We start from the raw sequence: 23296 nt of genomic DNA, 5'->3' as shown, positions 1-23296 counted from the left end.
GATACAGGTCTATCCTACCTTACACATATTCATCAACATACTGTTCAAACTCTTCCATAGACATAAGTACCTTCCTTGGTTTTGTACCCTCCTCAGGTCCTACTACACCAGCATCTGACAGCTGGTCCATAATGCGGGCAGCACGATTGAAACCGATTTTATAGACTCTTTGCAGCATGCCAATAGAAGCCTTGTCCTTCTCAATGATAAAACGTCCTGCCTCTACAAAATATTCATCCCGTTCTACGCCACCAGCCGCTTCACTGGCCGTCTGAACAGAAGTAATCCGGTTATTAATCTCCTCATTATAGGTTACAGCACCATTTTCCTTAGAAAGGAACTCAACTACAGCACTGACCTCTTTATCTGAAACAAAGGCACCTTGAATACGTACCGGTTTTGGATAGCCCGATGGGAAAAACAACATATCTCCCTTACCCAACAGTTTTTCTGCACCGCCACCATCTAAAATAGTTCTCGAATCAACCGACGAAGATACAGCAAAAGCTATTCTTGAAGGTATATTTGCTTTAATCAGACCAGTAATAACATTTACAGAAGGACGCTGTGTCGCTATAACCAGATGGATGCCAGCAGCTCTCGCAAGCTGAGCCAGACGGCAGATAGCATCCTCTACCTCACCAGGTGCTACCATCATAAGGTCAGCAAGCTCGTCCACAATAATAACAATCTGTGGCAGCTTCTGATACCTTGGGTCATTATCCTCTTCTACCGTGGCAACCCGCTCATTATAGCCTTTCATATCCCGGACACCCAGATCCGCAAATTTCTTATAACGCTCTGTCATCTCCATAACAGCCCAGTTAAGAGCACCAGATGCCTTTTTCGGATCTGTAACAACCGGAATCAGAAGATGTGGAATTCCATTGTAAACACTTAGCTCTACTACCTTCGGGTCCACCATGATAAGCTTAACGTCTTCTGGACTCGCTTTATATAAAATACTCATAATCAGCGTATTAATGCAAACAGATTTACCCGAGCCTGTTGCACCGGCAATCAAAAGATGTGGCATCTTTGCAATATCCGTAACAATCGTATTACCGCCAATATCCTTACCTACCGCAAAGGCAATATCCGATGGATGATTTTTAAACTCCTTACTCTCCAAAAGGGTACGCAATAATACTGTAGTATTTTCCTTATTAGGAACCTCAATACCAACAGCTGACTTTCCTGGAATCGGTGCTTCAATACGAATATCTGCCGCTGCCAGAGAAAGCTTGATATCATCTGACAGGCTTGTAATTTTACTTACCTTAACGCCCTGTGCCGGCTGCAGCTCATATCTTGTAACTGCTGGCCCGCAGCTTACATTTTTCATTTCTACCTTAACGCCAAAGCTTTCCAGAGTAGACTGAAGCTTAGCTGCTGTAGCCTTAAGCTCACTGTCTGATACACCCTTTGCCTTGCCCTTGGGCAGAGACAGTAAGGACAGTGGTGGAAATACATATTCTGGCTTTTTTGTCTCCAGTTGTGTCTGGATTTCAGCACCAAGGGCCTCTACCTCTGACTGAGTTTGTGCCTCACTCGCCTTTGCTTTCCTATGAGAAACTGTCTCTTCTGGCTGCTTTATATCTTCAATTTTTACTTCTTCCCACTGCTTTAATTCCTCCGGCCTTACTGGCTCAGATACTATTGTTTCTTCTGCACGGAAAATTTCCAGCTGCTCCATTGCATCTGTTGAATCTTTATGAAATTTGTTTTTCAGCTCCTCCTCATACACCGGGAGCTCCTCTTTCTGGGTTTTCTTTTCTGTTTTCTTTTTTGCTTTCTTTTCTTCCTTTATCTCAGGCTCCTGCAATGTGACAGAGGATTCCTCTTTTTTAGGCTCTTTCTCAAAGGTAAACACCTTTGCTCTGCGGCGGGGTGCTTCCATCGAGGCCATAGCAGCTTCCCGCTCCCTTGCCTGTATCATCCTCTCCTCCTTCGCCTGCATCCGCTTTCTTCTAATACTCGCAAATAGCAGTCTTTCTGTGATGAGCATAATCAGAATCAAGGTAAGACCAATCAAAATTGCATATGTACCAGCGGTTCCAAAGATATAGCATAAGGCCTTTACAATAATCCCGCCAATCAAACCGCCATCCTTTTTCCCCTCTGCACAAAGCTTATAGATCTCCAGAAGCTTCTGACCCTTATCATAGCCTCCAAATATCAGCTGAAGCAATGCACATAATATTAGAAAAAGTCCCGTACTGCTAAAAATCTTTACCCGAGCTACATGGCTTCCCTGATTAGATATCGCAAATGCAACTCCAAAAAACAATGCGTATGGTAATAAATAGGCCAGGAAACCAAACAGACCAAACAGCAGGTGGTTTATAATTTTTCCAAAAACTCCTGCCAAATTAAAGGTACTAAGTGCCAGCAAAACGGAAACTATCAAAGTGACTACCAGAATAATCTCGTCTCTGTATGGATTTGTCTCAACGGTATTTTTTTTGTTCTTTTTTGCCGCCATAAAAAACTCCTTTTAGTAATTCTAACTTCTAGCGTATAAAATTCCAGATGATTGCTACAGCCCCAACTACCAGGCAATAATAAGCAAAGCCCTTGAATTTTTTGCCACGGACAATAACCAGCATCGTCTTAATGCAGATATAACCAACAACTGCTGCAACCGCAGTTCCAACTATGTAATTAACCATAATCACTGTATCAATTCCATCCATACTAAAGTCCTTAAGTTCCAGAATACTTGCTCCAAGGACTGCCGGTATGGACATAATAAAAGAATATTTAACTGCAAAATTCTTGTCAAATCCCAGCTTTAAGCAGGCAGCAATCGTGGTTCCTGAGCGGGAAAGTCCCGGAAAAGTAGCAAAGCCCTGGGCAATACCTACCAATCCGGCTTCCTTATAGCTAATCTGGTTTGGGCGTTTATGTCCCTCTGCGGCATGGTCTGCTATTGTAAGTAAAACCGCTGTTCCAACCAGACAGATACCCGGTACGAGTAAGGTTGCACTTGCCTTTTCAATTAAATCCTTAAACAACACACCCATAATACCCGTTGGTATCGTAGAAACCAAAACCAGCATTACAAACTTCCGGTATGCCGAATCTATAACCGGCACATACTCCCTTTTTTCCTTCTGGAACAGGTTCATAACAAAGCGTCCGGCATTGATAAACCAGGCTCCTAAAATACCAAAGCCCTCCATTACCAGCTTCTTGATGTCCTTCCAGAAGGCAATAAAAATAGCTACCAGTGTTCCAAAGTGAAGCATAACATCAAACACCAGTCCTCCACTTGCCTCTAAATCAATTCCTAATATATATTTAAATATTGCTAAATGACCGGAGCTGCTGACCGGCAGAAATTCTGCCAGGCCCTGCACCAGTCCCATAACTATCGCTTCCCAAAGTTCCATATTTTATATCCTCCAAAAATTTATCGCTCTTACAATATTAACACTTTCTTTGCCCTCCGTCAATCATTCCGTACAGCTTCTCCATCGCATCCTGAATCCCTCCAACCGCATCAATAACCCCTTCTTCCACAGCCTCCTGTCCTACCAGAATCGTTCCCAGATCCTTAGTTAAAATCCCCTGCTTAAGCATCAGCTCCTCTACCCGTTCCTTTTTTATTCTGGAATGTTCAGAAATAAATCCAACAATCCGATCCTGCATCACTTTAAAATACTCATAGGTAGACGGGGCCCCAATGAACATGCCATTCATCCGTACCGGGTGAACAACCATGGTTCCAGTTGGTACAATAAAGGAATATTTCGTGGATACTGCAATCGGTACTCCAATAGAATGACTTCCTCCCAACACCAAAGATACCGTTGGCTTACTTAAAGAGGCTATCATCTCAGCAATCGCAAGCCCTGCTTCTACATCTCCTCCCACCGTATTTAAAATAATCAAAAGTCCCTCAATATCCTTACTATCTTCGATAGCAGCTAACTGGGGCAATACATGCTCATATTTTGTTGTTTTACTGGCTGCCGGCAGTGACTCATGTCCTTCAATTTCTCCAATAATTGACAAAAGATGTATCTTTTTTTCACTTTTACTGTTTTCCAGCGTAATCTGACCAAACTCAGACACCTTGTCATCCTTATACTGTTCCTTGGCAACCTTTTTTTCTTCCTCCATAAACTTCTCCTTTCTTTTCTATGCTCTATTTGTTTATTATATGAAGTTATGGAGAGTTTATTCAAATGAAAAATTAAGAGAGCTTCCAAAGGCTTTGCCTTTTTATAAAAACAGACAATAGCAAAGTTTATACTCCTCTATTGTCCATTGTATTATTTCATATATACATATTGATTTGATGTCCGGAAGACGCTGCTGGAAGAGCCCATTTGCCTTACTTCAAGGATATCTCCACTCTCTACATCATCAGCTGATATTGCCAGACGGGTACTTCCATAAAAGCTGTGCTCAACCTTTTCTCCATTTACATAGACACGGCTCCACGGGGTAAAATTCTTACCATCCAATACGACCGTATTTTCCATAATAGTCAAAGGATGCACATCCAGAAGATATATCTCATCCACTCCCATGATAAGGTCAGAAGCCGGATACAAGTCCTGTCCGTCATAGGAATACCGGTTTCCATATAGAATATCATACTGAAGCATCTCCATATCTGCCAGATAGAATAAGCTATCTTTCATAGACTGATGATATCTAAACATGGTTCCCTCATGGATACCCAGCTGGTTTGTCATATCTGCCATCAGCTGGTAGGATGTAGAGTCTATATCCTGCTTTTCCAGTCCAAAGTTATTCCAGGTAATATATTTTGTCTTAAAGAGACTTCCCGTCTCCATGTCTCTTTCTTTTAAATTCATTGTAGGCAGATGGTCTCCAAACATGATTACCATTGTCTTTTCGTCTCGCTCAGAAAGCTGCTCTATCAAATTACCGATAAATTTATCTACCTCATGAAGTTCATTGATATAATATTCCCATGCATAATTTTTCTCTTCTGATGCTGCACCGGAAACCGTAATCTCCGGATTCTCAATCACTGGATATTCCGGATAGCTTCCATGTCCCTGCACGGTAATCGTGTAGACAAAATCAGGTGCAGCTTCTGTTGCATCCATAACCTTTTCTACCTCCCCCAGCAGGATATCATCTGTCGGCCAGTTGCCCGTCGGAGTATATTCCTTGATATTCATAAGCTCCTTACTGATAAAATAATCAAAGCCCATCTGAGAAAAAGCATTGGCACGGCTGTAGAAATTACCGCCGTTATTGTGTACTACTCCAGTTCCATACCCAAGCTTGCTTAAATTGTTGGCAATACTCTCACAGCTATAACTCTTTAAAGCTGTCTTATAAGGGTATTCACCGGTACCAAAATACCGCATTCCCATACCTGTCAGTACCTCAAATTCTGTATTTGCTGTACCGGCACCTACAACTGGTACTTCCAGATGCCCCGTTGTATATTCCTTTTCCAGCTTATGAAAATTAGGAACAGGATCTTCAGAACACTCTAAAAACTTAATTTCAGCTGGATCAATAAAGGACTCTAATAATACCAGAATGATATTTGGTCTTTCTCCGGAATCTGTTACCTCTCCTGCAGCCAAAAGACGCTTCCAGGTATCCTCTTCCCGCTTTTCAATATTATTAATGGCTTCCTCAGAATAACCCTTTGGCTTATGCATACCCCGGTCTAACACACTGGTAGAAAAGCCATAAACAAAGCCATAATCCTTGTATCCCTTCGCAATATTCTCAAAATAGTCACTTAACAGATTAGACTTCACTGCTGCATCCGTAAAGACCGGAATCCATAAAAAAGAGGATAATAAAACCAATCCTGCAACCAGACGGTTCATTTTTCCCTGATATTTAGGCCCCTTTTTCCAAAGCCATACATTGAAAGCGGCAAAGCTTCCCACCAGCAAAATTACAAGAATTGCCTCTGTTGTAGTAAAGTAATTATTTTTCATGGCAAAGAGGTCTGTTACCATCTTCAAATCGGTATAGCCAAAAGGTGTTACACGCTTCAGCAAAAGACAGCCATTCACGATTCCCAGAAACAGCCAGATACCACTCAATAAGACCCTGGTAAGACAGCGGCGTTTAAAGAAATAGACAATTAAAAATGTGGCAAAAATAATTGCTGAATTATATAGAAATACCCAAGAACGGTCTAATACAAAATCAACAGCACTCCATATAGAATGTCTGGCACAGGCCTCAATTATAAAGCAGATCAGACAGGATAAAATTCCATGAAAAACTAAAGAATATTTATTTAATATAGTAATAATTTTTTCCCTTGTACACATTACCTTTCACCTATTTATCATTTGCTATTCATTCTATGTTATCCTCTGAAACTTTATCTCTTTTTCCAAAAAAAGTCAATGCAGATTCTGCACAAAAAAAGAGCTGCAGGCACAGCTCTTTTTTAACAAATTTACTTATCTTTTACATTACTGCTCTTTTACATCCTTGATAGAGAAGCTCATACGGCCCATCTTATCCTTTCCAAGGCATACAACCTTAACCTTGTCACCTAAGGTAAGCACATCTTCTACCTGTTTGATTCTTTCCTTTGAAATCTTGGAAATATGAACCATACCCTCTTTTCCAGGAGCAAACTCAACAAAGGCACCAAATTCCTTAATGCTTATAACCTTGCCTTCTAAAATCTGTCCTTCCTCAAAGTCTGTTACAATAATCTGAATCAAGCGAACAGCTTCTGCCATCTTATCAGCATCTGTTCCGCATACAGATACTGCTCCATCATCGGTAATATCAATCTTAACGCCTGTCTGCTCAATAATAGCGTTGATTGTCTTTCCACGCTGGCCTACAACATCACCAATCTTCTGTGGGTCAATCTGGATCTGAACAATCTTAGGTGCATATTTGCCAACCTCTTTTCTAGGTTCAGCAATAGCCTTTGCCATAACCTCATCCAAAATGTAGGTTCTGGCTTCTTTTGTTCTCTTAATTGCTTCCTCAATAATCGGGCGGGTCAGACCATGAATCTTAATATCCATCTGAATTGCAGTAATACCTTCGTGGGTTCCTGCCACCTTAAAGTCCATATCACCAAAGAAGTCCTCTAAGCCCTGAATATCAGTTAACACAATGTAATCATCATCTGTGTCACCAGTTACAAGACCTGCTGAAATACCAGCTACCGGCTTCTTAATCGGTACACCGGCTGCCATTAAGGACATAGAAGATGCACAGATAGATGCCTGAGAGGTAGAACCGTTAGATTCAAAGGTCTCAGATACCGTACGGATTGCATATGGGAACTCTGCCTCACTTGGAAGTACAGGAACTAATGCTTTCTCTGCCAGGGCACCATGTCCGATTTCACGACGTCCAGGTCCTCTGGAAGGCTTTGTCTCACCTACAGAGTAGGATGGGAAATTATAGTGGTGCATGTATCTCTTAGAGGTCTCAGCCTCGTCCAGACCATCAATTCTCTGGGCATCAGATAAAGGAGCCAGCGTAGTAACGGTACAAATCTGAGTTTGTCCACGGGTAAACATAGCAGAGCCATGTACTCTAGGAAGCAAATCAATCTCTGCAGCCAGAGGACGAATCTGGTTGATTGCTCTTCCGTCCGGACGCTTGTGATCCTTTAAAATCATCTTACGAACGGTCTTCTTCTGGTACTGATACAGTGCCTCACCAATCAGCGGAAGCCATTCCTCATTCTCAGCAAAAGCCTCCTCTAAACGCTCCGTAATCTTTTTGATATTTTCTTCCCTTACCTGCTTTTCATCGGTAAATACTGCCTCCTCCATTTCTTCCGGAGGTACGATTTCCTTAATTGCGTTAAACAGCTCCTCTGGTACAGCACAGCTTACATATTCATGCTTTTTCTTTCCGCACGCAGCTACAATGCCATCGATAAACTTAATTACCTCCTGGTTTACCTCATGAGCAGCAAAAATAGCCTCAATCATCTTATCCTCTGGAATTTCATTTGCTCCAGCCTCAATCATAATAACCTTTTCTCTGGTAGAAGCTACCGTAAGCTGCATATCTGAAGCAGCCTTCTGATCTGCTGTAGGGTTAAATACAAACTCACCATTTACCAGGCCTACCTGAGTCGTTGCACATGGACCATCAAATGAAATATCGGAAATAGCTGTTGCGATTGCAGAGCCTAACATCGCTGTAAGCTCAGGGCTGCAGTCCGGATCAACAGACATGACCAGATTATTTAAAGTAACATCATTTCTATAGTCCTTTGGGAATAAAGGACGCATAGGGCGATCAATAACACGGGCAGTTAAAACTGCATTTTCAGAAGCCTTTCCTTCTCTCTTATTAAAGCCGCCTGGAATCTTTCCTACAGAATACAGCTTTTCCTCAAACTCTACACTTAATGGGAAGAAGTCAATACCCTCCCTTGGCTTGTCTGATGCAGTTGCGGTAGATAATACAACTGTATCGCCATAGTGCATGAAGGCAGCACCATTTGCCTGGGCAGCTACTCTTCCTACATCTACAGTCAGTGTTCTGCCAGCAAGCTCCATTGAAAAACTCTTGTACATATTTTCGGTCTCCTTATTTTAATATTGTTATGGAAAAGATGCCGAAACAACTGAACAAACCACCTTTCAAATTTCAAAATGATCTCTTCAGAAGTCTCGGGATACATCTCTGCCACATTATCTTTTTCATTATAGCACCAAATTGGAAAAAAATCCACCATCAATATCTGTAATTTCCCATGATCATACACTGGTGCACCAAAATATTGCCCTTCCTTTGCTTTGATTGGCTCCACAACTCGACCATCCGGCTAGTGAACAAACAAAAGACGATTGCTTTTTTTAACACGCCATCTGTTTTGGTAATTTTCATAGCTTTTCCTTTTCTATTTTCTTATAGCAATGTCTATGATTAGAGCTTGTTGCTGGCATTCTTCTTCCTCTTGCTTACTGCTAAATTAAGCGACCTCCCTGATAAAGATGATTTACAATCCACTCGTTTCGTCCTGGCTGTATGCCTTAACTGACTTGTTTTTCGTAAACATCCTTATCAGAAAGATCGCTTTGATGCTTTTTTTGCGTTTGATGTTGGAATATTTGAGTTGAAATTATTTTCTGAGACCTAATCTCTCAATTAACTTACGGTAAGCTTCCAAGTCAGTCTTCTTTAAATAAGCCAGTAAGTTTCTTCTCTGACCAACCATCTTTAAAAGACCACGTCTGGAATGATGATCTTTCTTGTTTACCTTTAAGTGCTCAGTAAGCTCGTTAATACGGAATGTTAAAAGAGCTACCTGAACTTCTGGTGAACCTGTGTCGTTTGGTGTTCTGCCGTAAGCAGAAATAATTTCCTGTTTCTTTTCTTTGCTAATCATTTTGCAAATCCTCCTTTTCGTTTTTAAAACACCAGCTACTAAGAAAACGGTCGGAGTGTCCGAAATCTGAGCAACGGTTATTTTCTATTAACTTTGATAGTGTAGCATACTTTGTTGAAAATGTAAAGTAAATTTTTTTGCATTTCTGCATTTTTACACTACAAGCCTCCCTTACCAAAATATCCTTTTATATAGAATTCTTATTTAAATAATTTTTTAATATCCTGTGTATCAGCAAAATGAATTCATCGCTTCGCTCGCAAAAACTGAAAGTTTAGGAAAATCGTTTCTAAAGATACTATGATTCCTGTCTTTTCAACGGTAGGACAACCCAAGATGGACTGTATATCAGGATGAACACAAGCTTCGAAAACTTTTGTGCCACTCTTACAGGCTTTTGAATAAAACCTAACCGCAGTAATTGGATGTCTGAGGTATGTTCTATCCTTCTTTTATAGAACATACCGAGTTGCAATTACTGCGGTTTTATCGGGACTTTATGAAAAAGCCTGTCTAGAGCGGCTAAAAAGTTTTCGGCTTGTTTTCATCTGATATACAGTCCGCCTTGGGTGGTTCTCCCGCGAAAGAGACAGGAAACACTTTTTAGAAACGATTTTTTTAAATTCTCAGTTTTTACTCGAACGAGGTCTCTGAATTCATTTTGCCGATACACAGGATGTTTGCAATCTTTTCAAATAAGAATTCTATATAAAGTGAACCTAGCAAGGGAGGCTTGTAGTGTAAAAAATGCAGAAACTCAAGAAAATTTCTTTCTTTATCTTATTCTACATTTGCAGCCTTTAAAAAATAGCCTTTTCCAAATTCCTTGTCTCTTTCCATTTGCTGCTTCAATTCTTCTACAGAAGCAAATTTCTTTTCCGGGCGTTCATAAGCATAAAGACTTACCCTTAAAACTCTTCCATACAAATCTCCTCTATAGTCAAAAATGTAAGTTTCCGCCAGCCTTTGTTCTTCTGCTCCTACCGTTGGTTTTACTCCAATATTGGTAACTCCCTGGTACTCCTTTCCATCGATTTCCGTTATGGAAGCATAGACTCCATTTGGTGGTAGAAGCTTTTCTTTTGGCAAAGCCATATTAATCGTTGGCATACCTATGGTCCGCCCTAGCTTTCTTCCATGTACCACTTCTCCGGTAATACTATAGGGATCACCTAAAAACCTCGCAGCCAGCTCCATATTTCCTCTAGAAAGCTCACTGCGGATACGGGTACTGCTTACAATAGCACCCTCCATCGTTACCTTTTCAAATACCTGAAGCTGGTAGCCATATTTTAGGGAAAGCTCTTCCAAAAGCCTTACATCTCCTCTGCGGTTGTGTCCGAACCGGAAGTCACTGCCTACCACAATCACTTTGGCATCCAGCTTCTCTATCAGAATATCACGGATAAAATCTTCCGGCTCCATAGAAAGAGCTGCCTTATCAAAGGGATAGGATACCAGCACATCCATTCCCATATGTTCCAGAAGATCCTTTTTTTCTTCTTCTGTATAAATCAGATTAACTTTTTTATTTTCCAAAAACGTTCCCGGCGGAAGTAAAAAGGAAAACACAACTCCCGTAAGACCATTTTTCTGTTCCTTTTGCACCGCCTCAAAAAGCTTCCGGTGCCCCCGGTGCAAACCATCAAATTTTCCCAAGGAAACCGCTGTGTTCTTCAGCTTAAATTCTGTATGATTAATATACTGCATTTGTATCATCCTATAAAAACATTTTGTATGGCTTAAAGGTCTTTTCTTTTGCCTGATAAAAATAGAGCCCCTTAAATACCCCCTGACTGTCACAAGCACGGACGATTTCGCCCTCCTGCCAGGAATCCTCCTTTTGGCTGTTACTTGCCCAAAAGCTATTGCCATTATACAAGAAACGATCCGCCTCCGGCTTCAGCATAAGCCTCTGGTATTTTTCAAACATAGCTTCCACCGGTATGATATATTTTTCCAGTGTCTCTTCTCTTACCAGCTTCTCTACTTCAGAAAGAGTCAAACTATCCCTAAGTAAAAACCGTTCTACCTGAATGCGTTCCAAGCTCTTCATGCATCCTCCACAGCCAAGGCATTCCCCAATATCAGCACATAAGGTGCGGATATAGGTTCCCTTAGAGCAATGCACCTGCATTGTAATCTCCTTCTGCTCCTTATCCATTGATAAAAGCTCTATGTCAAAAATATGCACCCGTCTTGCCTTCCGCTCAACCTCCTTGCCTTCTCTGGCAAGCTCATACAGCTTTTTCCCATTTACCTTCAAGGCTGAATACATCGGTGGTACCTGTTCATATTCTCCTACAAAGGAGGCAATAGCTTCACGAATCTTTGCTTCCTGCCAATCTAGTGCATGCTCCTTAAGTATCTGACCGGTCATATCCTGGGTATCGGTTTCTATTCCAAGCTTTAACACTGCAACATAAGTTTTATCCTTATCGGTAAGCAGATCACAAAGCTTCGTTGCCTTTCCCAAACACACCGGCAGAACACCGGTAGCTTCCGGGTCTAAGGTTCCCGTATGTCCTATTTTTTTCTGCTTTAAAATTCCCCTAAGCTTGGCCACTACATCATGGGAAGTATATCCTTTTTCTTTATAAATATTTATGATTCCATCCATTGATAAACTCCTGTTATTCCTCTTTCGCCATCGCAGCCTCAATGTGACCACACAGGTTTGTCAGAGCATCCCTGTAAGAGCCACTCATCGTACAGCCAGCTGCCTTTTTGTGACCGCCACCTCCAAAATAAGCAGCAATCCTGCTGACATCCAGTTCAGTATTACATCGAAGACTTACCTTATATTCGTGAAAAGCGGTTTCGTGTAAAAGCACAGCTACTTCAACACCCTCTGTCACCCGAAGCTGATCGATAATACCATCCAGATCATGGCTTTTTGCTCCGTAAAAATCCATGGTTTTCCTGTCAATAAAAGAAGCAATGACCTTTCCATCCAATAATAACAGACTTTCCAAAAGACAGCGTCCCAAAACCTGATTCTGGACATAGGTTTTCTGATAAAAGGTCTCATCAATAATTTTAGAAAATGGAATGTCCAAAGTTATCAATCGTCCTGCGATTTCCATTGTCCTTTTGGTTGTACAGGAATGCTTAAATACACCGGTATCATGAACAATACCAAGATACAGAGCTTCTCCTACGGATTTACTGATTTTTTCCTCCTCCAGGAGCGTATAGATAATCTCACTGGTCGAGCTTGCATCCGCCTCTATATAGTTTTCCTGCCCAAAGCTTGTATTGCTGATATGGTGGTCAACAACGATCTGCTTTTTCGCCTGCTCAAATAAAGGAAGAAATTTTCCCAGCCGGTCAGAGGCACCGCAGTCCAGTGCCATAAAAAGGTCATAAGTAAATTCCTGCGGCTCTGTTTCTATTTCTTGGCTGCGGCTGATAAAGGAAAATTCCGGCACGAAGGACTCCAGATATACAGAAATCTTCTTGTCCGGGAACTGCTCCCTGATATAATTATACAATCCCATACAGGAGCCATAGCAGTCTCCATCCGGCCTTATATGACCGGCAATTCCTATGGAGTCTGCTGTGGCTATTGCTTCTAAAAACCTATTCATCCTTTTCATCATCCTTAAGGCCTTTGTTTACATCATCAATAAGCTTAGACATATTTACACCATATTCAATGGACTGATCCATAATAAAATGAAGCTCCGGTGTATTTCTTAAATTAATTGTCCTTGCAAGCTGGCTTCTCATAAAGGAAGCCGCACTTTTAAGGCCCTGGTAGGTAGCCTGTCTGGATTCCTCATCTCCCAGAACGCTGATATATACCTTTGCATTCTTAAGGTCTGGTGCTACCTCTACTGCTACTACAGAGGTCATCGGATTGATTCTTGGATCCTTAATCTCTGTTGTAATCAAACGGCTCAATTCCTTCTGAACCTCACCATTAATTCTTGTATTTTTTATGCTGTTTTTACGCATAAGCCTTCCTTTCTATCTTGGAACCTCTTCCATGACATAAATTTCTACTCTGTCTTCTTCCTTGATATCATTGAATTTTTCAAATACAAGACCGCATTCATAGCCTGCATTAACCTCCTTAACGTCATCCTTGAAACGCTTTAAGGATGCTAATTCACCTTCATAAATCTTCTCCTCACCGCGGAAAATACGAGCCATAGAGCCACGGACAATCTTTCCATCCAGTACATAGGAGCCTGCAATAGAGCCAAGTCCGGAAGCCTTGAAAATCTGACGAATTTCCGCATGGCCAATTACCTTTTCCTCGAAGATTGGGTCCAGCATACCCTTCATCGCAGACTCAATATCCTCGATTGCATTGTAAATAACCTTGTATAGTCTTAAGTCAACCTTCTCTCTCTCTGCAGTTGCCTTTGCAGTAGGGTCCGGTCTTACATTAAATCCAATGATAATTGCATTTGAAGCAGTTGCCAGCATAACGTCAGATTCGTTGACAGCACCTACACCTCCATGGATGACACGGATTGCCACCTCATCATTGCTAAGCTTTAATAAGCTCTGCTTTACTGCTTCTACGGAGCCCTGAACATCTGCCTTGATAATCAGGTTCAACTCCTTAATATTTCCAGCCTGAATCTGAGAGAACAAGCCATCCAGGGATAATCTGGACTTAGTATCTGCCAGAAGGCTTTCTCTGCTCTGCTTAATATAAGCTTCTGCAATATTTCTTGCTTCTTTTTCATTTTCAGTAGCCATTACCAATTCTCCGGCATCTGGCACCTCATTTAAGCCAAGTACCTCTACAGGTGTAGAAGGTCCAGCCTCCTTAACCCGTCTTCCCTTGTCATCTATCATTGCTCTTACCTTACCATAGGCAGAACCGATAACCAGAGCATCACCAACATGCAGAGTACCCTTCTGTACCAAAATGGTAGCAACAGGGCCACGTCCCTTATCCAGCTGTGCCTCAATAACAATACCTCTTGCCAGACGGTCAGGATTTGCCTTTAACTCTGCCACCTCTGCTGTCAGAAGAATCATCTCCAGAAGCTGTTCAAGACCCTCTCTTGTCTTTGCAGAAACTGGTACAAATACCGTACTTCCGCCCCAATCTTCTGGAATCAGCTCATACTCAGAAAGTTCCTGCTTAACTCTTTCAATATTAGCACCTGGCTTATCAATCTTATTGATAGCAACGATAATTTCTACCTCTGCAGCTTTGGCATGGTTAATTGCTTCTACTGTCTGTGGCATAACACCATCATCAGCAGCTACAACTAAAATTGCAATATCGGTAGACTTTGCACCACGCATACGCATAGACGTAAAAGCCTCATGTCCTGGCGTATCTAAGAAGGTAATCGTCTCATCGTTAATCTTAACCGTATAAGCACCGATATGCTGGGTAATACCACCTGCCTCACGGTCAGTTACATGAGTTTCACGAATCGCATCCAGAAGAGAGGTCTTACCATGGTCAACATGACCCATAACACAGACAACCGGTGGGCGTTTTACCAGAGTATCCTCTGCATCCTCCACTTCCTTTGTTAATTCCTCGATAATATCTACCTTTTCTTCTGGTTCAGCAATGCAGTTGAACTCCAATGCAATCTCTTCTGCTTCTTCATAACTAATCTCCTGATTGATGGAGAACATCTTACCCTGTAATAAAAGTTTTTTTACTACAGCCGATGCCTGCAGCTTCATTTTATCTGCCAGTTCACGGATTGTAAGTGTTTCAGGCAGAATGATTGTCTTAATAGTATCTTCCGGCTCTTCTACCGGCTTAACCACCTTAGGCATAATAAATGCTCCCTTACGATTCGGATCTTTCTTTAATGGCTTTTCTTCCATATCATAGTCTCTTGTATTTCTGTTCTTATTGTTCTTTCCCTTGCCATTAAAATCATTTCTTCTCTGGCTGTTCTTTTCCATAACAGCACTATTATCCAGTGAAGATAAAGCTTTTTCAAAGCTGTCCTTTCCTCTTCCCTGTCCACCTCTTCTGTCATTTCCGCCAAAACCGCCGTTTTGTCCACGTCCCTGATTGCGACTGTCGTTATTCCGGAAATCTCTGCGGTCACCTCTATCTCCATTTCCACGATTATCATTCCGGTTATCATTGCCACGGTTAAACTGACTGTTTCTCTCATTATTCCGGAAATCTTTTCTTTCGCCGCGATTGTCATTATTGCGGTTAAACTGACCATTTCTGTCATTATTCCGGAAGTCTCTTCGTTCACCACGGTTGTCTCCGTTCCCACGATTATCATTTCCACGGTTATTATTTCTTCTGTCATTATTTCTTCCATCGTTATTACGACGGTCATTGCCTCGATTACCAGCAGGCTTTTCCTCTGTTTTTTTCACTTCTGCCATTTTTTCTTCTGTTTTCTTTTCTTTCGACTTCTTTTCTTCTACCTTTACCTCTGCCGCCTTTACCTCCGGTTTCTTCTCCGGCTGCTTTACCTCCGGTTTTACCTCTTCCTTCGGCTCCGGTTTCTTTGTTTCTTCCTTCTTTGGGGCAAATTGCTTCAAAATAAAGGCGATTGCTTCATCCTCAATATTACTATTATGACTCTTTACCTCAAATCCGTTATCATTTAAAGCTTTTACCAGATCGCCGCTTTTTATGTTCAAGCTCTTTGCGATTTCATATATTTTCATTTTCGCCATTCTCTCACTACCTCCTATTTCAGCTGTTTTTCCACTGCATCTGCAAATCCCTGATCTAATATGGCTAAGGATGCCCTCATCTCTTTTCCCATTCCATGTCCAAGGCTTTCCTTGTCTCCAAAAAAGTAAATCGGTACCTGATAGAACTCACACATATTAGTAAATTTCTTTTTGGTATTATCCGAGGAATCCTCTGCCACAATGACCAGTCTTGCACTTCCCTCTTTCACTGCTTTTTCTGTCATAAATTCGCCACTGGCGATATTTCCCGACTTAGTTGCCAGACCAATATAGGATATAACCTTATTCTGTATCAAGTGACTTCAGCTCCTTTTCCAGTTCATCATACACTTCATCCGGGATAGCAGCCTTCAGTGAACGCTCTAAAGCCTTTGTTTTCCTGGCTTTTGCAAAGCATTCTGCCGATCTGCAGATATACGCTCCTCTTCCGTTCTTCTTGCCGGTGATATCCAGAACAATTTCCTCTTCTGGTGTCTTAATTACCCGAAGCAACTCTTTTTTATTCTTCATTTCACCGCAGCCGGTACATTTCCGCAGAGGGACCTTTTTTACTGCCATACTATCATCCTTTTCCTATTCTAATTATTCCTGCTCTTCAAAAAACTGGGTATCTTCATCCACGCTCCCGCCCTCTGCCGCCTGGCTTTCACTCTTAATGTCAATCTTATAACCAGTCAGCCGGGCTGCCAGTCTTGCATTCTGTCCTTCCTTACCGATAGCAAGAGAAAGCTGGTAATCCGGTACAATAACCTTTGCACTTTTTTCCTCTACATCAACAGTTACAGATACAACCTTTGCCGGACTTAAAGCATTCTCAATCAAAACTGCTGGGTCATCACTCCAGTTAATAATATCAATTTTTTCCCCGCGAAGCTCATTTACAATCGCATTTACTCTGGCACCATTTAAACCAACACAGGCACCTACTGGATCCACATCCGGATTATTGGTGCTGACAGCCATCTTGGTACGGGAGCCTGCTTCTCTGGCAATACTCTTGATTTCCACTGTACCATCTCTTACTTCCGTAACCTCTGCCTCAAAGAGGCGCTTTACAAGCTCTGGATGAGTTCTGGAAACGGTAATTCTCGGTCCCTTTGTAGTATCCTTTACCTCTACAACGTACAGCTTGATATGGTCAGTCGGACGGAAATGCTCTGTCTTTACCTGCTCATTCTCGGTAAGCACAGCATCTACCTTACCTAAATTGATACTGATGTTATTTCCCTGGTATCTTTGCACAATACCGGTAACAATGTCCTTTTCCTTGCCGCAGTACTGATTATAAAGAACCTTTCTCTCCTCCTCACGAATCTTCTGTACTACTACCTGCTTTGCCTTCTGGGCTGCAATACGGCCAAAATTCTTTGGAGTTACCTCTACATGTACAATATCGCCAAGGGAAGCTGTTGGATATTTTACCTTTGCTTCTGTAAGACTAATCTGAGTAACCTCATCCTCAACCTCTTCTACAACCTCACGCTCTGCATAAACATTTACAGCTCCTGTTTCCCGATTGATATTCACACGGATATTATCAGCCTTTCCAAAGTGATTCTTACAGGCAGCTACCAGAGAGTTCTCCATAGCCTCCAACAAAATATCCTTGCTGATATCCTTTTCCTTTTCAATCTGGTTTAATGCTAAAATTAGTTCCTTATTCTCGTTCATGATTATCCTCCTATCACATATGTTCTTTATTAAAAATCAAAGGCTAATTTTACAATCGCAATATCGCTCCGGTTAAGTGCTAATACTTCTCCATCTTCTATCTCTAAAAAAAGAGTCGTTTCATTGAAGTCCTTTAAGATTCCAAACAGTTCCTTTGCTTTTACCTCTTTTCCATTCTCCAAAAGCTTAACTGCTTTAAAAAGCTTAACGTCAATCTCTTCTCCTAGACTTCGCTTAAAGTCCTTATCCTTTTTAAGCTGCCTTCCCAGTCCCGGTGAGCTTACCTCTAAAATATAGCTTTCATCAATGAAGTCTTCCTTATCCAGTAAATCACTTAACTCCCGGCTGATCAGCTCACAGTCATCAATCGTGATTCCACCTGGCTTATCAAGATAGGCCCGTAAAAAATAATTGCCAGCTTCCTTCACATATTCTACATCTACCAATTCAAAGCCATTCCGCTCTATCATCGGCTCTAAAAGCTTTTCCGTCCGTTCCTCATATTCCCTTGCTTTACTCATTATCTGCCTCATTTCATCAAAAATGTAAGGAGTGAACTTGCGTCCACTCCTTACAGTCTACTAGTATCATCATCTTTCTTATCTAAGTTTACCACTAAAGCTTTTAAAATGCAAGCATTATTTTTTCTGTCATAGGATGGTATTCCCCGGAACAAATATTTTTCTATCAGGGTCAGGTCATCACTGAACTGGTCGCGCATTTCGGTCGGACCTGCCCCTGGTTTTTCCACAATGATGGTAATCCGCAGAAGATTGTAGACAATTTTCCAGTGATTCCTTTTTGTTTCCAGCATTTTCTGTGCCGACATTTTTCTGCTTGAGATCAGACCCACCCGGTGGATATCATTTGTAAGACTGTCCCCGGCTGTTATCCGTGGGTTCCTGACGGTTCCGTTTTTTAGGAAATCTTCATAAGTGGGCGTTATATCTTTTTCATCCCTGTCTTTTTCCATTGGTATCCTTACCTGTTCGAGCCATCCTACCGTTTTTATTTCCCCCTGATTTTTACACAGAGTGATCAGGTCTGTATTATGGCAGATCTACATTGTCCGCTACTCCATGCGGCTCCGCTTTCTTTCTGATGTCTTACATACATCATAGGAAGCCAGCTGTTTTTCATATACTGCCGCTTTCCCGGGATGACCGGTTCTGCTTTCTTTTTCCAGTTCCCTGAACATTTCTTCCGTTTCCTGATACGTTAATGGGTTTCCTTTCTTCACGGTCAGAAAATAATCAGCCTCCTTTTCACAAATGGTGTCCATGACTGTTTTTGCTGTTCCCATCGCATCTATCGTAACAAGGCTCCCCTGAATATTCAGCAGTTCAAGCAGCCTGGGAACAGCCGTGATCTCATTTCCCTTTTCCGCAACCAGAAGCTGGGCTATGACAAGAGCGGTGGCAGTGTCTATTGCATTCAGAATGTACGGGGCCTGTTTGTTTTTTATCTTTTCCGTGCTTCCGCGCAGTGCTTTCCCATCAATTGCTATGTTGATCCCCTTTGTGCTGAGGATCCCTGTCATCCACTCTATAAATGCCAGACAGAACACTTCCTCATCGATATTTCCAAGAATCCTTGATACCGTTGCCGGCGATGCGATTCCGTTCTTAAGTTCCAGATGCCGCTTCAGAAAGTCTATGTGATTCTCGCACCATTTCAGGTACCAGCGGATGGAATTTCTTCCTGCCAGGTAACCGGCTGCAAGATATCTCAGAATCTCCGCGTGGTCATGTTTCGTTTTCCTTCCACATCTTGGAACTATTACCATGCACATGTAACAGATCAGTTCCTTTGCGTCTTTATTTATACTCCGGTGATACAGAGATCCTTTTCAGCAGATCCATCTGTTCATCTGTAATTTCAGAAACAAAGACATGGTTCTCAATGTAAACAAGATAAATGTTTTTCAGGCTCTCAAGACAGCTGAATTCCACACCATACTTTTTATAAAATCTGCGTGACAGCATTCCTGCCTGACTGGAAGCAGAAAAGGACAGTCCCTCTTCACTCTTCACGTCTCTTTCCACCGCAAGGTATGATTCCGGTGATGCCTTCATGATCAGACAGGCCAGTTTATCCTCCCAGCCATCGCCGACTGCCTTTTTCCAGTCCTCCGGGCAGGAATCCCATACGGCTTTGGAAAAGCCGTACTCTTTTACCCTGATTGATGTTGTGGCAAGCTGCTGCCTCTTACGTTCCACAATCCCGTCCGGAGTAATGATACCTATATACGTATCAACCGGCTGTGGATATTTTTTCCCGGGAACCCTTTTCGAGGTTCTCTTGTAGAGATAATAGGTATTCCCAACCTTTTTCACGGTAGTTCCTTTTTTTCGGTACTGCTGCACCCATTCCGGATATACTGTTTTGTTCTGCATATAACATCCCCCTACTATAATACTATTATACTCCTACACAAAAGAAAAAGCCAGCAAATTTGCAATTTTGTATAACTGCAAATTTTCCGGTCTTTTCAGGCATTTCATATTAATTCAATTTTCCTTTTGGTTCCGGAATCTCTCTCCCTAATTCTGCGGCAGTTTCCAACCACTCGGATATAATTACCTCTACATTTTCAAGTGCTTCAATGGCTGTAACTCCGTCTGCCATACATCCGGAAAGTTCCGGTACTTCACGATAAATTTTTTATCTGTTTCAGACCAATATATAATTCTCTCATATTTATGCATACTATATACCACCTTATTTTCCGAACAAGTCAGAATGCGTTCCAGTTCTGTATAATATAAGCTCATTACCTTCTACGCGATACACAAGCAGCCAATCCGGCAGTATATGGCATTCTCTCTTGTTTGCATAGTTTCCGGTCAAATTGTGGTCTTTGTTCTTTTCTGGCAGCGCTTTAGGAATTACCAATGTATCAATGACAGATTGAAGCAATTCCATGTTATAGCCGCGTTTCTTGCACGATTTATAATCCTTCTTAAACTGTCCAGTAAAGCTGACTTGTAACATCTTTAGTCCTCCAAATCTGCAAATAAATCTTTTGTATTTGTGTATCTCTGCCCTGTTCCATCTTCAAGCATTCTATCGCCCTCGGCAAAGGCAGTAAGCGTTTCTACATTTGGTTCGTCCTCTCCTGCTGTTACGCCCTGCAAATATGCCACAACATAGCCGATTTTATAATCTGGCACAGCATTTAATAACTGCATTGCTCTTTCTCTATCGCTCATAATGTTGTACCTCTCTTTCATGTATATAATATTCGCTCTGTTACTAATTCATAAACGGAACATCAGAAAAATTTCCCAGCTGTTCTGATTGCTCCGGCTCTATACCTGCTAAATTCTCCAGCCTTTCAAGGTCTGCAAGTGCCAGTTCTGAAAGATAAGCATTGCAGCTCTTTCCAGTCAATTCTTTTATGCGCTCCTTTGTTCCTTTTGGAAGATTAACCGCTATTCTATCAAATTTTGCATTGTATTTATTTATTGCTCTTAAATTATACTCTGGTACTTTTCCCATTGTAAAAACTCCTTATATATGTTATTGACATATTCGCTATATATAAACAATAACACAAGTTTATATATAAAGTCAATATATATATATATTCAACTTATGTATGTTGCTATAATATCAACAAGTGAAACACAACTAATTCAAATGCAGGAGGGAAACACAGGGAATTTGCACCATGAAAATTTTAGATTGCGAACCATGTCGGATACTGTTATAATATCGGCATGGGAAACCAGAGAGCCGGGCGGCTTACCCTCCTACATCGGATGGGCTAACCCTCCAGACGAAAGAAAGGAGGGCTTGCCAATGGTTACATATTCTGATTTGATTCAGTTTTGTATATTCATTGTTTCCCTTGTTGGTCTTTGCCATAAGATTTTCAAGGACAAAAGAAAATAGCCGCCACTATTCGCAGTAGTGACGGCTGTTTGTAAAAACAGTATGCTTATTACTTGAGGGTAGCCGTTTCTCTGGCTTTCCCTTTTTCTATGTTCAATATAACATATCTGGCGGCATTCGTCAAATCAAAATTCTTTCCCGGTGGAGCGGTCAACAAAATTTATTTTTAAGTCGCAGTTTAAAGCGTCCGCTATCTCCTGCATTTCCTTTTCGCTAAAATTGTCACGTTTAAACTTTTGGGATAAATTAGGGCGGCTTGTTTCCAACTTATCCGCAAGGCTTGAAATGTTCATTTCTTTATATACCAAAATCATTTTAATTGTTTTTGAAATCATGCTATCACCTCATAAAAGAGATTAGCAAAAAATTTTAGACCTGATTATAAAACACATGGCAATAGAAACCATATTGAAAGCATACGCAAGGAGAAAAAGAAAGTGAATAAGAAAACCGTAGCACTTACAGAACAACAATACATTGACATTATAACTGCCATAAAAAGCGGTTTTGTCATGCCGGTAGAGAATACAAGCCAAATGAGCGAATAGCCACCGCTTTAACTCTTGAAGCTAATCTAGGCATGAGGATTAGGGATATTTTGCATTTGCGTTATTGCTATATTATAAAAGACGGCGACCGGTACCGGCTAAACATTACAGAAATTAAGACCGGAAAAGAAAGAGTTTTCACAGTACCGGAGAAAATCCGAGATTTTATCAACCAATACAGATCCAATAACCATCTAACAGAACAGGAACGGCTTTTTGACCTGTCAGAAAGGCAGATACAGAAGCATCTAAAGGCTGCGTGCGACTATCTGGATATTGATGGAGTGTCAACACACAGTTTCCGAAAATACTTCGCCACCCAGATATATATTAATAATGGATACAATATTGAACTTGTGCGTCAGCTCCTGCAGCATTCAAGCGCAGCAGTCACACAAAAATATATCGGCATCCAACAAAAGCAGATTGAGACAACATTGAAAAACCACATTAAGCTATTGTAGACCTCTTGTTCTACCCTCTTCCTGAACATTGACAACTAAAAAATGACCGTGTAAAATCGATTTTAAGATATTTTATGTTCTGATTGTCCAATTGAATGCCGAAAGATATAAAAGCAAAATTTACAAAAAATTGAGGTCAATTTTTGAGACTTTTAATAATGGAATTTTCAGATCGAAATTCAGTACACAGGGGGATTCAAAATGAAATGCAATTTGAGAAATGGCATTTATTTGACGAATTTAGAGAAAATCACCATCGAATTTTAAAGAAATTGAAAAGCAGCTTTTTAATTGGAATTTGTGACCCACGGGGGGTATCAAAAACGTTTACAATGATTTTTAAAACCAGCTGAATCTTTAAAATTATTGTTCTGATTGATATACGCAGATAATATGGCAGTGAGACTCTTCTCTGCTATTTTTGCGCAAAAAAATAAATCAATCAGACAATTTTTTCTTTTTAGCACACGCAGAAAATTTCTCCTTTCCTTCGTATTTTTTAATCGAACATATGTTAGACTACCTTTTTGACTACCTTTGCATTTTTCGCTTCTATTTCTACAGAAAGCAAAAATGCCAAAAACCACTTATTTTCAAGACTTTTGACACTTCTAAGACTATAAATATAAAACAGCCAGTAGGGGAATCGAACCCCTGTTTCCGCCGTGAGAGGGCGGCGTCTTAGCCGCTTGACCAACTGGCCTCATGTCTTT

24 protein-coding genes, 1 tRNA gene and 1 pseudogene are annotated in these 23296 nt (G+C 41.1%); 1 reads left to right on the top strand and 25 read right to left on the bottom strand.

The window, feature by feature from the left end; genetic code table 11:
- Window positions 1-19: 19 nt before the first annotated feature.
- The 24 genes and pseudogenes from ASU35_RS16975 to ASU35_RS16855 form a co-directional block, all read right to left on the bottom strand.
- Window positions 20-2485, bottom strand: a complete 2466-nt coding sequence (locus ASU35_RS16975) for an FtsK/SpoIIIE family DNA translocase (RefSeq protein ID WP_058354153.1) — start codon at window positions 2483-2485, stop codon at window positions 20-22.
- 28 nt (window positions 2486-2513) lie between these two features.
- Window positions 2514-3395, bottom strand: coding sequence for an undecaprenyl-diphosphate phosphatase (locus ASU35_RS16970; protein WP_058354152.1), 882 nt, complete (start codon window positions 3393-3395; stop codon window positions 2514-2516).
- Between the two features lie 37 nt (window positions 3396-3432).
- Window positions 3433-4128 carry a ClpP family protease gene (locus ASU35_RS16965; RefSeq protein WP_058354151.1) on the bottom strand — a complete coding sequence of 232 codons (696 nt, stop codon included), beginning with the start codon at window positions 4126-4128 and terminating at the stop codon, window positions 3433-3435.
- A 152-nt stretch (window positions 4129-4280) separates the two neighbouring features.
- A complete protein-coding gene (locus ASU35_RS16960) occupies window positions 4281-6290 on the bottom strand; it encodes an LTA synthase family protein (RefSeq protein WP_083504366.1) in 2010 nt (669 codons plus the stop codon).
- A 147-nt stretch (window positions 6291-6437) separates the two neighbouring features.
- Window positions 6438-8528 (bottom strand): polyribonucleotide nucleotidyltransferase, encoded by a 2091-nt coding sequence (locus ASU35_RS16955; RefSeq protein ID WP_058354150.1) that lies wholly within the window; start codon window positions 8526-8528, stop codon window positions 6438-6440.
- A complete protein-coding gene (locus tag ASU35_RS16950; RefSeq protein ID WP_058354149.1) occupies window positions 8486-8764 on the bottom strand; it encodes a hypothetical protein in 279 nt (92 codons plus the stop codon). Before ASU35_RS16950 ends, ASU35_RS16955 begins: the two co-directional genes overlap by 43 nt.
- Window positions 8765-9076: 312 nt before the next feature.
- A complete protein-coding gene (gene rpsO / locus ASU35_RS16945) occupies window positions 9077-9343 on the bottom strand; it encodes a 30S ribosomal protein S15 (protein ID WP_058354148.1) in 267 nt (88 codons plus the stop codon).
- 780 nt (window positions 9344-10123) lie between these two features.
- The gene (locus ASU35_RS16940) at window positions 10124-11053 is read right to left on the bottom strand and encodes a bifunctional riboflavin kinase/FAD synthetase (protein ID WP_058354147.1); all 930 of its coding nucleotides are present in this window, start codon (window positions 11051-11053) and stop codon (window positions 10124-10126) included.
- A 10-nt stretch (window positions 11054-11063) separates the two neighbouring features.
- Entirely contained in the window at window positions 11064-11963 is a 900-nt protein-coding gene (gene truB, locus ASU35_RS16935) for a tRNA pseudouridine(55) synthase TruB (RefSeq protein ID WP_058354146.1), read from the bottom strand.
- 13 nt (window positions 11964-11976) lie between these two features.
- On the bottom strand, window positions 11977-12933 hold the full coding sequence (locus ASU35_RS16930) for a DHH family phosphoesterase (RefSeq protein WP_058354145.1): 957 nt from the start codon (window positions 12931-12933) through the stop codon (window positions 11977-11979).
- A complete protein-coding gene (gene rbfA, locus ASU35_RS16925; RefSeq protein WP_058354144.1) occupies window positions 12926-13303 on the bottom strand; it encodes a 30S ribosome-binding factor RbfA in 378 nt (125 codons plus the stop codon). Before rbfA ends, ASU35_RS16930 begins: the two co-directional genes overlap by 8 nt.
- A 12-nt stretch (window positions 13304-13315) precedes the next feature.
- The gene (infB, locus tag ASU35_RS16920) at window positions 13316-15982 is read right to left on the bottom strand and encodes a translation initiation factor IF-2 (protein WP_058354143.1); all 2667 of its coding nucleotides are present in this window, start codon (window positions 15980-15982) and stop codon (window positions 13316-13318) included.
- Between the two features lie 14 nt (window positions 15983-15996).
- On the bottom strand, window positions 15997-16299 hold the full coding sequence (locus ASU35_RS16915) for a L7Ae/L30e/S12e/Gadd45 family ribosomal protein (RefSeq protein WP_058354142.1): 303 nt from the start codon (window positions 16297-16299) through the stop codon (window positions 15997-15999).
- Window positions 16286-16561 carry an RNase P modulator RnpM gene (rnpM, locus tag ASU35_RS16910; protein WP_058354141.1) on the bottom strand — a complete coding sequence of 92 codons (276 nt, stop codon included), beginning with the start codon at window positions 16559-16561 and terminating at the stop codon, window positions 16286-16288. The genes ASU35_RS16915 and rnpM overlap by 14 nt, the downstream gene beginning before the upstream one ends.
- Window positions 16562-16585: 24 nt before the next feature.
- The gene (gene nusA, locus ASU35_RS16905; protein ID WP_058354140.1) at window positions 16586-17674 is read right to left on the bottom strand and encodes a transcription termination factor NusA; all 1089 of its coding nucleotides are present in this window, start codon (window positions 17672-17674) and stop codon (window positions 16586-16588) included.
- Window positions 17675-17703: 29 nt separating this feature from the next.
- Window positions 17704-18195, bottom strand: a complete 492-nt coding sequence (locus ASU35_RS16900; RefSeq protein ID WP_058354139.1) for a ribosome maturation factor RimP — start codon at window positions 18193-18195, stop codon at window positions 17704-17706.
- Between the two features lie 50 nt (window positions 18196-18245).
- Entirely contained in the window at window positions 18246-18647 is a 402-nt protein-coding gene (locus tag ASU35_RS16895; protein WP_058354138.1) for a hypothetical protein, read from the bottom strand.
- A 99-nt stretch (window positions 18648-18746) separates the two neighbouring features.
- Complete coding sequence (locus ASU35_RS16890; protein ID WP_058354137.1) at window positions 18747-19466, bottom strand: ISAs1 family transposase; 720 nt, start codon at window positions 19464-19466, stop codon at window positions 18747-18749.
- Window positions 19467-19491: 25 nt separating this feature from the next.
- On the bottom strand, window positions 19492-20070 hold the full coding sequence (locus ASU35_RS16885; RefSeq protein ID WP_058354136.1) for a hypothetical protein: 579 nt from the start codon (window positions 20068-20070) through the stop codon (window positions 19492-19494).
- A 109-nt stretch (window positions 20071-20179) separates the two neighbouring features.
- Window positions 20180-20382, bottom strand: a pseudogene (locus ASU35_RS20990) (type II toxin-antitoxin system HicB family antitoxin).
- A gap of 13 nt (window positions 20383-20395) precedes the next feature.
- Entirely contained in the window at window positions 20396-20668 is a 273-nt protein-coding gene (locus ASU35_RS16875) for a type II toxin-antitoxin system YafQ family toxin (RefSeq protein WP_058354135.1), read from the bottom strand.
- A 2-nt stretch (window positions 20669-20670) separates the two neighbouring features.
- Window positions 20671-20886, bottom strand: a complete 216-nt coding sequence (locus ASU35_RS16870; protein ID WP_058354134.1) for a hypothetical protein — start codon at window positions 20884-20886, stop codon at window positions 20671-20673.
- Window positions 20887-20929: 43 nt separating this feature from the next.
- Window positions 20930-21175, bottom strand: coding sequence for a hypothetical protein (locus tag ASU35_RS19945; protein ID WP_058354133.1), 246 nt, complete (start codon window positions 21173-21175; stop codon window positions 20930-20932).
- 521 nt (window positions 21176-21696) lie between these two features.
- Window positions 21697-21906 (bottom strand): helix-turn-helix domain-containing protein, encoded by a 210-nt coding sequence (locus tag ASU35_RS16855; RefSeq protein WP_058354132.1) that lies wholly within the window; start codon window positions 21904-21906, stop codon window positions 21697-21699.
- 245 nt (window positions 21907-22151) lie between these two features.
- Here ASU35_RS16855 and ASU35_RS16850 point away from each other — a divergent pair, with 245 nt between their 5' ends.
- Complete coding sequence (locus tag ASU35_RS16850) at window positions 22152-22583, top strand: tyrosine-type recombinase/integrase (RefSeq protein ID WP_242861313.1); 432 nt, start codon at window positions 22152-22154, stop codon at window positions 22581-22583.
- Between the two features lie 631 nt (window positions 22584-23214).
- Here the strand turns inward: ASU35_RS16850 and ASU35_RS16845 are convergent.
- Window positions 23215-23286, bottom strand: a tRNA-Glu gene (locus ASU35_RS16845).
- Window positions 23287-23296 lie beyond the last annotated feature (10 nt).

Origin of the sequence: Acetivibrio ethanolgignens, from assembly GCF_001461035.1 — a bacterium.
Lineage (GTDB): Bacteria > Bacillota > Clostridia > Lachnospirales > Lachnospiraceae > Velocimicrobium > Velocimicrobium ethanolgignens.
The sequence above is the reverse complement of the archived record's forward strand: the minus strand, read 5'-3'. Positions and strand labels throughout refer to the sequence as shown.

Bases quoted from the DNA above. Each gene is read 5' to 3' on its own strand.
- ASU35_RS16975 (WP_058354153.1), bottom strand. From the start codon at position 2,485: ATGGCGGCAAAAAAGAACAAAAAAAATACCGTTGAGACAAATCCATAC.
- ASU35_RS16970 (WP_058354152.1), bottom strand. From the start codon at position 3,395: ATGGAACTTTGGGAAGCGATAGTTATGGGACTGGTGCAGGGCCTGGCA.
- ASU35_RS16965 (WP_058354151.1), bottom strand. From the start codon at position 4,128: ATGGAGGAAGAAAAAAAGGTTGCCAAGGAACAGTATAAGGATGACAAG.
- ASU35_RS16960 (WP_083504366.1), bottom strand. From the start codon at position 6,290: ATGTGTACAAGGGAAAAAATTATTACTATATTAAATAAATATTCTTTA.
- ASU35_RS16955 (WP_058354150.1), bottom strand. From the start codon at position 8,528: ATGTACAAGAGTTTTTCAATGGAGCTTGCTGGCAGAACACTGACTGTA.
- rpsO (WP_058354148.1), bottom strand. From the start codon at position 9,343: ATGATTAGCAAAGAAAAGAAACAGGAAATTATTTCTGCTTACGGCAGA.
- ASU35_RS16940 (WP_058354147.1), bottom strand. From the start codon at position 11,053: ATGCAGTATATTAATCATACAGAATTTAAGCTGAAGAACACAGCGGTT.
- truB (WP_058354146.1), bottom strand. From the start codon at position 11,963: ATGGATGGAATCATAAATATTTATAAAGAAAAAGGATATACTTCCCAT.
- ASU35_RS16930 (WP_058354145.1), bottom strand. From the start codon at position 12,933: ATGAATAGGTTTTTAGAAGCAATAGCCACAGCAGACTCCATAGGAATT.
- rbfA (WP_058354144.1), bottom strand. From the start codon at position 13,303: ATGCGTAAAAACAGCATAAAAAATACAAGAATTAATGGTGAGGTTCAG.
- infB (WP_058354143.1), bottom strand. From the start codon at position 15,982: ATGGCGAAAATGAAAATATATGAAATCGCAAAGAGCTTGAACATAAAA.
- rnpM (WP_058354141.1), bottom strand. From the start codon at position 16,561: ATGGCAGTAAAAAAGGTCCCTCTGCGGAAATGTACCGGCTGCGGTGAA.
- nusA (WP_058354140.1), bottom strand. From the start codon at position 17,674: ATGAACGAGAATAAGGAACTAATTTTAGCATTAAACCAGATTGAAAAG.
- ASU35_RS16900 (WP_058354139.1), bottom strand. From the start codon at position 18,195: ATGAGTAAAGCAAGGGAATATGAGGAACGGACGGAAAAGCTTTTAGAG.
- ASU35_RS16895 (WP_058354138.1), bottom strand. From the start codon at position 18,647: ATGGAAAAAGACAGGGATGAAAAAGATATAACGCCCACTTATGAAGAT.
- ASU35_RS16890 (WP_058354137.1), bottom strand. From the start codon at position 19,466: ATGTGCATGGTAATAGTTCCAAGATGTGGAAGGAAAACGAAACATGAC.
- ASU35_RS16885 (WP_058354136.1), bottom strand. From the start codon at position 20,070: ATGCAGAACAAAACAGTATATCCGGAATGGGTGCAGCAGTACCGAAAA.
- ASU35_RS16875 (WP_058354135.1), bottom strand. From the start codon at position 20,668: ATGTTACAAGTCAGCTTTACTGGACAGTTTAAGAAGGATTATAAATCG.
- ASU35_RS16870 (WP_058354134.1), bottom strand. From the start codon at position 20,886: ATGAGCGATAGAGAAAGAGCAATGCAGTTATTAAATGCTGTGCCAGAT.
- ASU35_RS19945 (WP_058354133.1), bottom strand. From the start codon at position 21,175: ATGGGAAAAGTACCAGAGTATAATTTAAGAGCAATAAATAAATACAAT.
- ASU35_RS16855 (WP_058354132.1), bottom strand. From the start codon at position 21,906: ATGATTTCAAAAACAATTAAAATGATTTTGGTATATAAAGAAATGAAC.
- ASU35_RS16850 (WP_242861313.1), top strand. From the start codon at position 22,152: ATGAGGATTAGGGATATTTTGCATTTGCGTTATTGCTATATTATAAAA.